Annotated in this window: 12 protein-coding genes and 1 pseudogene; 5 read left to right on the top strand and 8 right to left on the bottom strand. The window is 40.0% G+C overall.

Annotation, left to right across the window (positions count from 1 at the left end):
• Window positions 1–122 precede the first annotated feature (122 nt).
• The 5 genes from IM456_RS02340 to IM456_RS02320 form a co-directional block, all read right to left on the bottom strand.
• Entirely contained in the window at window positions 123–1,781 is a 1,659-nt protein-coding gene (locus IM456_RS02340) for an NAD+ synthase (protein ID WP_287694255.1), read from the bottom strand.
• A 12-nt stretch (window positions 1,782–1,793) separates the two neighbouring features.
• Entirely contained in the window at window positions 1,794–2,522 is a 729-nt protein-coding gene (locus IM456_RS02335) for an NUDIX hydrolase (RefSeq protein WP_287694258.1), read from the bottom strand.
• Complete coding sequence (locus IM456_RS02330; protein WP_002743664.1) at window positions 2,519–3,085, bottom strand: nicotinate-nucleotide adenylyltransferase; 567 nt, start codon at window positions 3,083–3,085, stop codon at window positions 2,519–2,521. Before IM456_RS02330 ends, IM456_RS02335 begins: the two co-directional genes overlap by 4 nt.
• A gap of 531 nt (window positions 3,086–3,616) precedes the next feature.
• Window positions 3,617–4,207, bottom strand: a complete 591-nt coding sequence (locus IM456_RS02325; protein ID WP_012266366.1) for an RES family NAD+ phosphorylase — start codon at window positions 4,205–4,207, stop codon at window positions 3,617–3,619.
• Window positions 4,207–4,647: a hypothetical protein gene (locus tag IM456_RS02320; protein WP_287694261.1), complete on the bottom strand. Its 441-nt coding sequence runs from the start codon at window positions 4,645–4,647 to the stop codon at window positions 4,207–4,209. Before IM456_RS02320 ends, IM456_RS02325 begins: the two co-directional genes overlap by 1 nt.
• A gap of 674 nt (window positions 4,648–5,321) precedes the next feature.
• Between IM456_RS02320 and IM456_RS02315 the strand changes: the two genes are divergently transcribed.
• The 3 genes from IM456_RS02315 (at window position 5,322) to IM456_RS02305 (ending at window position 8,463) form a co-directional block, all read left to right on the top strand.
• Window positions 5,322–5,561, top strand: coding sequence for a DUF1830 domain-containing protein (locus IM456_RS02315; protein ID WP_045362431.1), 240 nt, complete (start codon window positions 5,322–5,324; stop codon window positions 5,559–5,561).
• 204 nt (window positions 5,562–5,765) lie between these two features.
• Window positions 5,766–6,209, top strand: a complete 444-nt coding sequence (locus tag IM456_RS02310) for a hypothetical protein (RefSeq protein ID WP_079210194.1) — start codon at window positions 5,766–5,768, stop codon at window positions 6,207–6,209.
• Window positions 6,210–6,309: 100 nt separating this feature from the next.
• Window positions 6,310–8,463, top strand: coding sequence for a pentapeptide repeat-containing protein (locus IM456_RS02305; protein ID WP_287694271.1), 2,154 nt, complete (start codon window positions 6,310–6,312; stop codon window positions 8,461–8,463).
• 78 nt (window positions 8,464–8,541) lie between these two features.
• Here the strand turns inward: IM456_RS02305 and IM456_RS02300 are convergent, their stop codons facing one another.
• Window positions 8,542–8,748, bottom strand: a complete 207-nt coding sequence (locus tag IM456_RS02300) for a UPF0223 family protein (RefSeq protein WP_002740011.1) — start codon at window positions 8,746–8,748, stop codon at window positions 8,542–8,544.
• 230 nt (window positions 8,749–8,978) lie between these two features.
• Between IM456_RS02300 and IM456_RS02295 the strand changes: the two genes are divergently transcribed.
• A complete protein-coding gene (locus IM456_RS02295; protein ID WP_287694266.1) occupies window positions 8,979–9,590 on the top strand; it encodes a Uma2 family endonuclease in 612 nt (203 codons plus the stop codon).
• 117 nt (window positions 9,591–9,707) lie between these two features.
• Here the strand turns inward: IM456_RS02295 and IM456_RS02290 are convergent, their stop codons facing one another.
• Together IM456_RS02290 and IM456_RS02285 are read right to left on the bottom strand one after the other, a co-directional pair.
• Entirely contained in the window at window positions 9,708–9,962 is a 255-nt protein-coding gene (locus IM456_RS02290) for a hypothetical protein (RefSeq protein WP_002776534.1), read from the bottom strand.
• Entirely contained in the window at window positions 9,959–11,665 is a 1,707-nt protein-coding gene (locus tag IM456_RS02285) for a potassium channel family protein (RefSeq protein ID WP_272103848.1), read from the bottom strand. The genes IM456_RS02290 and IM456_RS02285 overlap by 4 nt, the downstream gene beginning before the upstream one ends.
• A gap of 150 nt (window positions 11,666–11,815) precedes the next feature.
• Between IM456_RS02285 and IM456_RS02280 the strand changes: the two are divergent.
• Window positions 11,816–12,158 (top strand): annotated as a pseudogene (locus tag IM456_RS02280) (DUF4351 domain-containing protein); the annotation flags it as partial.

Below are 12,158 nucleotides of genomic sequence, written 5' to 3'. Positions count from 1 at the left end.
GATAACTGATAACTGATAACTGATAACTGATAACTGATAACTGATAACTGATAACTGATAACTGATAACTGATAACTGATAACTGATAACTGATAACTGATAACTGATAACTGATAACCCCCCTAACCCCAGCGACTAGCGATAGGCATTCGCCAACCGGTGCCAAAAGCGCGATCGCTAATTTTTAGACCAGGAGGGGCTTGTTTGCGCTTAAATTCGGCATTTTTAACTAATTTAATCACTTTCTGCACAATTTCAGCCTCAAAGCCGGCGGCGATAATTTGTTCGGCGGATTGATGGCGATCGATTAATAGTGCTAAAATAGCATCTAAAATCTCGTAGGGAGGTAAAGAATCTTGATCCTTCTGATTGGGTTTTAATTCAGCACTAGGAGCTTTATTAATCACATTGAGGGGAATAATTTCCCCGTGCCGATTTAACCAGCGACAGAGGGAATAAACGCGGGTTTTCGGCACATCAGCAATCACTGCTAAACCACCATTCATATCACCGTAAAGGGTGCAATATCCCACCGCCATTTCTGATTTATTGCCAGTGGATAATAGTAAATGTCCGAATTTATTAGAGAGAGCCATTAATAAATTACCGCGAATGCGTGACTGAAGATTTTCTTCGGCAATACCGAAATCAGTCCCAGCGAAAAGACCCTCTAAAAGTTGATCATAAGCGGTCATAATTTCTTGAATTGCTAACTTCTCACTTTTGATACCTAAATTATTAACTAAAGCCACTGCATCGCTAATGGAATGGTCGGAACTATAGGGAGAAGGCATCATCACAGCGAGAACATTTTCTTTACCTAATGCGTCGCTGGCAATAGCGGCAACTAAACTGGAATCAATGCCACCACTCAAGCCGAAAATTACCCGTTTAAAACCGCATTTCTGCACATAATCTCGCACTCCTAAGACTAAAGCTCGATAAATTTCCTCATCTTCATTGACAGGTAAAGGATGAATAACCGCAGGTAACAAATCCTGATTAAACTCGATCAATTCTAGGCTAGAAGTAAATGCTTGGGCGCGATAAATCACTTCTCCTTGTCTGTTAAAAGCCACGCTGTCACCATCAAAAATTAAATCATCATTACCTCCCACTTGATTGACATAAACTATAGGTAAATTATATCTAGTGGCACTATGGGATAATAAAGATTCTCGCAATTTTTGCTTACCGACACTGTAGGGAGAAGCGGAAAGATTAACGATTAAATCCACTCCTAAATTAGCTAAATCGGCGATGGGATTAACTGCGTATTGACGTTGACCCCAAAATTGTTCATCATTCCAAACATCTTCACAGATAGTTACACCGATTTTTACATTATTTTCTGTTAGTTGAAAATATTGACTTTCTTTCCCAGAAGCAAAGTAACGATCCTCATCAAAAACATCGTAGGTAGGCAATAAACGTTTAGTAAAAATTTGTTTAATTTCTTGACTTTTTAACAAAGCTATGCTATTGAATAGCGGCTTTTCTCCTCTGACCGTTGCCGAGGGATTTTTTTCCACAAAACCGACTAAGACGGCTAACTTTTCTGGTAATTGTTGGGACAATAATTGCAATTGTTGAGACATTTTCTCGACAAAACCCAGATTTAATAATAAGTCTCTGGGAGGATAACCACAGAGGGATAATTCTGGGGTTAAAAGTAATTCTGTTCCCTGATTAAATGCCGTTTGAGCGGCCTCTAAAATTCTTTGGGCATTTCCTTCGATATCTCCAACAATGGGATTTAATTGAGCGATAGCAATTCTCATATTTTTTCCTATTTAAACAAAAACTAACGGTTGCTCTTTAAAGGGAGCAAAAGCTTTTTCATCAAAGCGATATAAACTAGCCGGACGACCGGCACCACGCGAGACTTTTAAACCCATATCTTTGAGAAATCCTAATTTCAACAGCCGATTTCTGAAGTTAGAATAATCACTAAAATTTTTACCTAAAATTGTCTCATAAAATTGATAAAGATCATTTAAAGTAAATAATTCTGGTAAAACCTCAAAAGCGACGGGACTATATTCTACTTTATTGCGTAATCTTTGCCAGCCATATTCCAAAATTTGACCGTGATTAAAGGCTAAATCTGGCACTTTATCAATCATATACCAAGTGATATTATAATCCCGTTCAGTGATTAACTTTGCTTCCTCAAACCGCACTAAAGCGAAGTAACTCACCGATAGATAACGTTCCCTAAAACTCTCGGCCGCTGCCGGGGAATCTCCCTCTGGACTGCCAAAAGTATATAACTGTTCCAGATAGAGATTATTGACGCTAATTTTCTCGGCTAAAATTCGATAGGCTGCCGTTTCAAGTGATTCCCCATTTCTCACTAAAGTTCCGGGTAAACTCCAGTAATTACTAAAAGGTTCTTCCCGTCTTTTAATCAGAAGCACCAGCAGCCGATTTAATTGGGTATCAACGGAAAAGATCACGTTATCAACTCCGACTTTAAAATCAGCTAGAGATTTATTAGCTAGGGTCTTTGGCGGTTTCATGCGTAAAGTTTTTGACCTTCGATATAATCTTTAATCGGTGCAGGAACAGCCTGTTTATCGCCTTTTTCTCGATAATCTGTTGAGGATACAGCCGGAGCAAATACATCGGCAATTAGACAATCACCCCCTAATGTTTGCAGTTGTTCAATATCATCTTGGTTAATAGGATATCCTGGACGAGGAATCACGAGAATTTTGACTTTTTCTAGTAATTCTTGGCTGCGATACCAGTGCCTAATTTGTCCAGCTAAATCGGAACCAATGACTAGGGTATATTCCTCCTGTTCTCCCCAAATTGCTTGCGCTTTTTCCACACTAATTAAGCTACGTCGATCGCTTAATTCTCGTCGCAGTTGTATATTATCCCTTGGGGGTTGAATATCCCGGATGAGCAAATTTAACATCCTCAGACGATGTTCGAGACTGGTTTGATGATTTTTAAAGGGATTATCGGCAGCCCAAACCGCAACGATATCGTACTGTTCCGATAACCATTTTAGTATGGCTTGATGACCGGCAGTGGGAGGATCGGCACTGGTTCCAAAAAGGGCAATTTTAAGCATAGGATTCAATTGCTTGCTCACTGAGGGATTAGTTTAACTCTGCTCAAGCTTGGCAAAGATTAACTTCTCCCCATTATAGTTGATTTTACCAAAATAGGGCAAGAGGATCAGTGATCAGTAATCAGTGATCAGTAATCAGTGATCAGTGAAGTTTTGCGACGAGTGGGCTGCTATTAACTTAACAGAAAATTCCCTAACACTTGGCCGTTCTGAATAGGGGAGATTGCGTCTAATTGCAAAGGGTGCATCTCACATTTGCAGAAATACCGACAATCAGCACTTATCAGTGACTCTTAAATTGGTACAAAAATATGAACAATCGCGTGTAAGCATCCCACCGAAAAGCTAATGCGCGGGGGGTTTGGGGGCGGCGCCACGCCCCCAACGGGGGGTTTGGGGGGTAGAACCCCCCAAAGGCTTGGATTGAGTGATAAAATCGGAAGTAATGCCCGATTTTAAAAGAGAGTTTCCCCGTAAAAATCCCAATTGGTAGATTGACAAAAATGAGATGCACCTATTGCAAAAAGATACTTATTCTTGAATAAGAGCATAATCATAATGCTCCAAAATTTCACCTAAACAGGATGAATTATCATCGTATAAATTACCTAAGTTGTCTTCTTGCAAATGGTTTCTAACCCGATCAAAAAGCCCAACGGAATAGACACTATCATCATGACGAGAACGGTATCTAATCCCATCTACTCCTTGGGGATGTTCCCAAATTGCCTGCCCCCAAGTCCGACAATATTCATAATCACCAGAAGAAATGCGGGCATCTATTCCTATGCGAACAAGGGCCGGCCCCGTTAAGTCGGCCAACACTAAAGTGCGATCGCTTCTAATTCTAAAAAGATTTCTATTTCTTAGGGCTGTAACGGTTACGGCTCCGTCAAATGTTCGTCCAAAACATTCAATAAAGGTACTGTACTCATCACCCACATAGAGAAGCCCATAGCCCTGATTTGGCCCATCGAAACGACCGCTACCACTGCGGTCAAAATGAAGACTAGAAAGGTGTCCGGTTTTATTTAATCTTAGCCAGGGGCCTGGGGTTTCAATGACGGGCAATTGACGCTGACTAAAATCGTCTGGTGGGAGGGGAAAAGGAGGCAAACCCATTACGCCGCGCTATGACTCCCGTAGCACTTAGCGGCCCAAACCACTGGCTCGATTTCTCCCTTTTGGAGTTTTTCTAGCGGGGTTGCTCCCTCTAAACGAATATCACCCGTAAGCAGAAAGAGCATTTGTGTCCAAGCACCGTCTTCTTTTAAAACGGCTAACACTTGGTCTAAACCAGACAAAACTTTGCCATCAATAAATTGCCAAGCGGGATAAACTAATTCTTCGTTGACAGATAAACCTAAGACCTGATGATTGAGCCTCATAGTTTCTAATTCCAAAGAACTACAGGCTAAAACACTACAAACCTCAGCGCTGGTTAAGGTTCCGCCTTGCTTAGATAGGAACCGCTTCTTCGCTTCTTCGCCTCGTTTAATGGCAGCTGCCAACGGAGGGGCCAAAGCTAAAGGAGATTGTGTTTTTTGTATAGATTCTAACATTTTTAAGCAACCCTACCACCGCGAACGTATTTTGAATCCTTGATTAGTTTTTAGGAAGACCCTATCTACCCCTCATAATAACAGATGGTGGGCATTGCCCACCATACATATAGCAATTCTATTTGAGATTTAAACTGTCACCTATTGATAACAAGGGACTTAAGCCCCTTGTCTATGTTAACCATCAGTTAGTCTCCTTTTTTTTCGCTATCGATCAATTTTAGTCCTACATGAACATATAGATTCGCAATAGTCATCGGATGAATTGTTTCTGGCAACCGTCCTGCATATAACGGTACAGACACTCCAGCTAGAATCAAGAGTAAAGCAAGCGTCTTTTTGAGATTAACTTTGTCATTAGGTAGCATAACGTTTTTAGAATAGTGATACACCTCTTTTATATCAAGCAAGATTATTCTATGTCACCCAATAAAAGTTGTAATTTTGATACTTTTTTAGGCTTTAAATTTGTAACAATTATTGGTTTAACTTTGCAACAATTATTAGTTTAAAGACCCAACAATTATTGGTTTAACTTTGCAATATCTGTTGGCTAAAAGATGCAATAATTGTTGGTTTAACTTTGCAATAATTATTGGTTTTCAATTCCAGAATTTTGGATTATCTTACATACATAAGGTTCATCCCGTATTGCAGAAATGGAGCGGAATGGTATGTCGAATGCAACTGTTAATCAAGCAATTATCAACTGTGTATATGTAAACAGCACAGAAAAAACAGCTATTCTCAAAAATAACTTTGACTTGATAGGACAAAGGCGGGAGCGAGTCGTTGAGGTGGGCGAAAAAATTTTTTTTAAAGCTCCTGAATGGGGACACTTAGAGATTTTTACCTATGAAATGGCTACGATGATTCTGGAGGATAGAATTCCCTGTCGAGAATTGGCGATATAAGGGAGGATTTGGGCAATAATTATTGGTTGATTTCTCTTTTGGTTTTATGGGACTATCGCAGAAGCAATATAACTTTACGGTTATTATTGCAATACACTTTGAAAAAGTATCGGTGACTACAAATACAGCTATGTTGACTACCTTAAGATCGATCGAAAGTCCCTCCAACCCAACGAGGGTCGCATCTAACCCAAGGAGAGTACTATGGAACGAACAACTCCCCCATCACTATGCGATGCCCAAAAGCAGGCAAGAAACTGTGGTTTGGATATACCCAAGCTAGAAGCTTTATTGAAAGAAATCGAACCCTTATCTGATAAATATAAGGAGATATTTTATCGGGCGGCTACAGGGCTTTATTCCGCCGATGATTTGGCTGAAATGTTCAATCATAGCCCAAAAAATCTAAACGCGGATTTCAACAAAAACCTAGGATCCCATCTTAAGGATTACCTTGAGTTAGATGAGCGGGTGGGAATTACTTCTTTAAGAAGAGTTCTCTTTAAAAAAGACTATTTTGTTGACATTAATGACGATGAATCAGTAAAAGTTTTGCCAACACGCTATGCTGAAAATTCGCAATTAGAGGAGCCTTCTGCTTCAGACCCAATTATTGTTGATCAGAATACCACCAATCAAGGAGATTGATTTAAAAATGGAAAACACAGAGTTATTGTGTGAGGCAACAACATCGGCCAGTCCCCGTGCTGACATTATTAATGATCTGTTAGCTCAACTAGACAATGAAATGGAAAACACAGAGTTATTGTGCGAGATACCAACATCGGTCAGTCTCCTTGCTGACATTATTAATGATTTGTTAGCTCAACTAGAAAAGGAACAGGATAGCGATATCCGTGCTGAAATCATAAGGAAATTGGGAGAATATCCTGAGCCTCAACTTATTAAAAAACTTTGGGATTTGAGAAATAATCTCGAAAACGAATCTGATGATTTTGTGCAGTACGAAATTAAGCTTAGTCTGCATAAAGCGGCTACCCAAAAAGTTTTGACTCCAATAGGTATTGATTTTTTTCTGGATAACTTAGAGGTATTCCAATCAAAAGATAACAATTCTCAAGCTCCGAAAGTCTTAATTGATGCTGATCTAATTGAAGAGTTTTTATTACGAAATAAGACGACTCTTAACAGGGAAGCTACTAGGGTTATGGGACTTGTTTTAGAGGGAAAAATTAATCCTTACATCGGCGAAATAGGATTAATCAACATTTGGCATAATATCAAAAATCTGAAATCTAGAGAAGATGCCAATCGTTCGATCATTGAACTTCTGAGTAAGATTAACGTCGGTCAAGTTAACTTGAAAGACATTGACCTAGAAAAATATCCCAACGTTAACTTAAAAACGGCAATTCAAGTTGAGATTGCCAGAAAGTATAGCCTAGCAGGTATTATCACCATCAGAGATCGAGAATTCATTGCCAGTGGGTATCCTTTTGTGGGTTCTCCTTCCTTATTCTTACAGTTTTTAGGGGAAGATACCTCGCCGGCATCTATCGAAAGAACTCTCAAAAATCTCGGTAAAGCGGCAATGGAAAATGAAAAAGTAAAACTCAACCAGCTTTTAGAAAACGAGCCTCAACAAAACTTATTCTTTGAAGATAATCTTTTGCTTTTTCAAGGCTGGAAAATTGAGAACTTTGAAATTCTTTGTGCTAATAACAATTTAACTGCTGCGACAGTTATTCTATGTAATACAAAAACCCAAGAGCGTTACACTGAATCAGCCTTTAAAAAAGGTTCAGTAGATGCACTTTTTACTGCTTTTAATGAGGCTATAGCTCATTTAGTTGAAATTAAACATGACCTTAAATCTGTCTATTTGGCCAACTTAAAAAAAGGTCAACAAGGAGACGTAACTGTCAAGGTGATGGTCGAGTATGATGGTAAAGAAGTTATTACCATCCACACCCATGAAAATATTCTCAAGGCTTATTTTTTCGCCTACGTCAAAGCGATGATTGCCGTTTATGCACCCGATGAATATCACCCCGATATTCATAGCACGAAAGAATTGACATATTTGTACAAAATTGGCCGACGAGATTTTCATGGACTGAATTTCAGCCAAGTCAATTTAATGGATGGTGAGGCCAATCTTTCCGATGCAAAATTGATGGGATGTAACTTCAGTCAGGCTAATCTTTCGAGGGTTAATTTAACTAATGCTGATTTAACAGGAGCCGATTTAAGTCATGCCAATTTGAGCAAAGCTGATTTAACAAGAGCCAATTTGAGCAAAGCTAATTTAACGGGAGCTAACTTGACCGATGTTAAATTAGATGAAAATAATCTAACCCTCCTTGATGGCACAATTTTGACTAACACAATTATGCCTGAAATTAACATTGAAATTAGCGGCGAATCCCGTTTAGAAAAGGTTGGTCAACTACTCAAACACATTGATCCTAAAAGTCAATCTCGAATCTTGGCTATTCACTCCATGACAGATTCCATCTGGTGGGATAATCCCCTTGGTCAAAAATTCTGGGAAGTTAACGAAGAACTAATCAAAAGGGAGATTTCTATTCAACGAGTCTTTATTCTTCCTGAAGTTCCGACTCCAAAGCATTTACAGGTGATTCAGGAACAACTTAACTCTGGCATAGAAGTTGCTTGGATTTGTCAGGAAAAAGCCAAAGATGTTGAAGGCTATCGTTGGGATGATACTAACCTATTGATTAGCGAAAACTTATCTGTTCCAAGAAATTCTTTTACAGCGAGAAGAACTATGAATGGTCAAACAGAAACAGGTTATATTTCCTATCAAACAAGAGTTGTCGAGACAGATAAAAGTATCTTTAACGCTCTATGGGAAAAATCCGAAAAACTCTCTACTCAAGCTAATATTCAGGAACAATTAGCAAACCTGAATACCTGACCCCGAACTTTATTGTTTTATTAACTGATGCTCACAATGCGATCGCTTTTTCTATTTTGTTTTCATAAAAAGCGATCGCTAAAAAGAAATTTCTCGGTCGTTTGTCACACAATCCTGAAGATATAAATCAATTAGTTCCTGATAAGAAATTCCTTTTTCTTTTGCTTTTTTTTCAAAGAAATCAATGACATCAATCCTTAAAGGTAAAGTGACCTGCCGCTTGAGTTGTTGAGCAAAAGGATTAGGACGACTTTTCATATTAGCGAGATCATACTCTGATTTCATAAACAATAACCTCGATGAGGACAGTATAGTATTTTGGTTAAATTTAACGACTCAATTATAGTACATACAATCAAATTAACGATAGTTTGCTCTTAAAAAATTTTTCTCTCTCACCTCAGAAAAACTGCGATCGCCGTTCTAATTCTATTTTGATAAAAAGCGATCGCTTCCCCACAATCCCTAAAAAATAACCATAAAATTAATTAATAGAATATCGGAGAAAGACAAAGATGATTATCGCTCAAGAAAAACCAACTATTGCGACAGTCACCAAAACCCCTGTCACTTTGGAAGCATATCGGGCGATCGCTGAAACTTCTCAGGAACGTTATGAATATTGCCATGGAGAAATGATTCTTATGCCTGGAGGAACCGCAACCCACAGCGCAATTGCGATCAATATCTCGGTTTTTTTGGGATTTTTATTGAGAGATAGGGATTTTCGTCTCTATAACAGCGATCTGCGGCTGTGGATTCCTGAATATAATTGTGGAACCTATACCGATCTCATGGTTGTTAACCATGAACCGGAATTTAACGGCGATCGCAAAGACGAAATTCTTAATCCTTTATTTATTGTAGAGGTGCTTTCCCCCGCCACAGAAGCAGATGATCGAGGTGATAAATTTAGAAAATATCGTTCCCTGTCAAGTTTTTGTGAATACCTGCTCGTTAGTCAAACTGAACCCTACATTGAGCAATATCTCAGACTCGCACAGAGCGATCGCTGGCAACTACAAACCTACGATCAACTTAGTCAAATAATCCCTCTGGAGAGTTTAAACGTTGAACTTCCCTTGCTAGAAATTTATCGTCGTGTTAGTTTTGCCGCAGTTTCATAAATCGCTTAATCCGATTAATAACCTTTCTATTCTATTTTGATAAAAAGCGATCGCCCCACAGTTTAAACTTATAAAACCGCCATCGACAAAGAAGCGGTGAGGAGTAGTTCATTAGAACTACTCAGGATAGTTAGGCAGAGAATGATATTGAAAGATGCCAAATATACTGCCGACACTGCCGATACTGAGAATACTGCCAACACTGCCAATACTGAGAATACTGCCGACACTGCCAATACTGAGCATACTGCCGATACTAACCAGACTTAAAATGCTGCTGGCACTAGCGAGACTTAAAATACTGCCGGCACTGCCTAAACTCAAGATACAGCGATAACTAGCTTTGCTCAGATAATTAAGACCAGAAATCATTTTAAATCGGGGAAAGATTGGGGAATAGTTAGGGAAGTATTTTGCCAAACCTGTTGTAAACGCATAGCCGGCATAGTTAGATAAAGAATATCACCTTGATCGAGAGTAATTTCCAGTAATTGCCAACCGTGGATAGTTTGACCCTGTTTTTCTAGGTAAAGTGGCACAAAATCGGCATTCATCGCCGCTTCCTTGATAATTTGCCCCATAAAAGGATGATTAGGTGTGATTAATGTGGCCAAAGCAACCCAGAGGAGATCATCGGTCATGCCATTACCGAGAATTCTACCGCCCAAAGCGGCCGCAGCGAAGGAATAGGTAGCTAGATCCCGGGGACATAATACCGTATCAAAATCAAAAACCTCTTGAATCGATCGCCCGAATTGTTCCTGAGAGCAGCGTAAAACTAGATTAATTTTAGGAGCGATCGCTTTAGCAGTGAGGGCAATCTCCACATTAATCATATCCTCGTAAGTAACCACGATCAAAGATTCGGCGTTGTTAATATTAGCCGTTTCTAGGGTAGCCACTAGACGCGCATCCTCGATGATGACGGGGATTCCCCAGGAGCGCACGGAATGCAAAAATCGATTATTGGGGTCCGATTCGATCACCACCACTTCACAGCCTTGCTCGTGCAATTGTCGCACGATCCGGGTGCCGATACCTCCTAAACCACAGATAATGTGATGATTGCGGACGGGAATGCGGGTAGCATCCCAAAACTGCTTAAAGCGACTACCGAGAATAAAATCGTTAAGGAGAGCATAACAGATACCGATAACCCCCGCACCGACAATCATCATGACCACGGTAAAAATTTTGATACTATCGGGGGTAGATTCGGCCACTTTTTCGTTACCTCCGGCACCGGTAATCATCCCGACAGAGAAATAGAGGGAATCGACAAGGGAAATTTTTTGATTAACGCTGAGATAGGTAATGGTAGCAAGGGAAATCATCCCCAAGAGGGAAAGGGTGACAAGAATTACCGGTTGGACATAGTGCTGATAGGGACGAAGATTGAGCAGATTTCTCAGCCACTTTTGCAGTTTAAAACGCTGTTTTGCCTTAATTGTCGGTTTATTGCCGATAATCAGATGATCGCCAGTTGCGAGTTTTTTGCCTAAAAGAACTGCTGAAACCAGATCGATTTCGTCGTGAGCGGGGAGATAATAGATTAACATCCGGGCCGGATCGTCCCAAAGTTCGTAGAGGGGTAATCCCCACCAAGGATGATTTTCCTCGATAATTATCTCTTGAATTGGCCAAAGGCGATCGAATAGCTGTAATTGACCGATAGCTTTATTACCAAGGGCAGCAAAGGAAAAGATCGGAGCCGCTAGGGAAGCAACGCTCATGCTAACGTGAGCAGGGAGGGTTTGATCGAGTCTTTCTCCTAAAGTTTCGTTAAATAGTCGGTTAACTATCCGAATTTTCGGGTTAATTATCCTGGCGCGGGTGAGAATTTCCAGATTGAGTGCGTCGTTATCGATGGCCAAAACTAGGGTTTCTGCATCTGGAAGGCCAGCTTGCAGGAGAGTTTTAGGAGAGCAGGGATCGCCGATAATAATATCAGACTGGTATTCGCAGACCATTTGGCGATCGCTAATCGCTACTACTGCCGCAGATTGTTGTTTGAGTAAACAAAAGATTTTATAACCCGTGCGACCTAATCCACAGACGATGATTTGCGGTTTCATTCGTCGAGCGCGTTTTTTGCTGATTAACCTTTCATTTGTAGCGCAAAAACTAGGAAAAATCTGTAACTAAAGCTGCAATGCTGCCAATTTTCCTAATCAGGCTTTGAAGATGATAAAATAACCCTCATCATTGATTTAATCACCTAAGCCTTGACTCGCTTTCTTTGGGATAAATTTAGTAAAGATTACCTCGAAACTTTTCTTGCTTCTTCCGGTGACGTGAAAACCAGCCTTGATGTGACGGCAGAAACTCAAGAAATCGATGTGTATTTTCGACCGACTTCCCCCAAAATACCGCCCGAATTAGGCCTATTGGGCAAATTAGCTCAAACCCCTTGTCTATTGGAACCCTATCGCAATCCTGTCACGATTGAGGGAATTCTCGCTTGTTTATCTAAACTGTTGACTGTGCGGGAACAATTACAAAGAGAAGCTCACCGTCATCAACAACCCTTATTAGCAGAAAATATTCCTAGACTATGGATACTAACTC

The sequence above is a fragment of the Microcystis sp. M079S1 genome (assembly GCF_020246425.1).
Lineage (GTDB): Bacteria > Cyanobacteriota > Cyanobacteriia > Cyanobacteriales > Microcystaceae > Microcystis > Microcystis aeruginosa.
This window is presented reverse-complemented; position numbering and strand designations above follow the sequence as displayed.

Coding starts and splice junctions, on each gene's coding strand:
- IM456_RS02315 (WP_045362431.1), top strand. CDS start 5,322: ATGTCGAATGCAACTGTTAATCAAGCAATTATCAACTGTGTATATGTA.
- IM456_RS02290 (WP_002776534.1), bottom strand. CDS start 9,962: ATGATTTCTGGTCTTAATTATCTGAGCAAAGCTAGTTATCGCTGTATC.
- IM456_RS02295 (WP_287694266.1), top strand. CDS start 8,979: ATGATTATCGCTCAAGAAAAACCAACTATTGCGACAGTCACCAAAACC.
- IM456_RS02340 (WP_287694255.1), bottom strand. CDS start 1,781: ATGAGAATTGCTATCGCTCAATTAAATCCCATTGTTGGAGATATCGAA.
- IM456_RS02320 (WP_287694261.1), bottom strand. CDS start 4,647: ATGTTAGAATCTATACAAAAAACACAATCTCCTTTAGCTTTGGCCCCT.
- IM456_RS02310 (WP_079210194.1), top strand. CDS start 5,766: ATGGAACGAACAACTCCCCCATCACTATGCGATGCCCAAAAGCAGGCA.
- IM456_RS02330 (WP_002743664.1), bottom strand. CDS start 3,085: ATGCTTAAAATTGCCCTTTTTGGAACCAGTGCCGATCCTCCCACTGCC.
- IM456_RS02335 (WP_287694258.1), bottom strand. CDS start 2,522: ATGAAACCGCCAAAGACCCTAGCTAATAAATCTCTAGCTGATTTTAAA.
- IM456_RS02285 (WP_272103848.1), bottom strand. CDS start 11,665: ATGAAACCGCAAATCATCGTCTGTGGATTAGGTCGCACGGGTTATAAA.
- IM456_RS02300 (WP_002740011.1), bottom strand. CDS start 8,748: ATGAAATCAGAGTATGATCTCGCTAATATGAAAAGTCGTCCTAATCCT.
- IM456_RS02305 (WP_287694271.1), top strand. CDS start 6,310: ATGGAAAACACAGAGTTATTGTGCGAGATACCAACATCGGTCAGTCTC.
- IM456_RS02325 (WP_012266366.1), bottom strand. CDS start 4,207: ATGGGTTTGCCTCCTTTTCCCCTCCCACCAGACGATTTTAGTCAGCGT.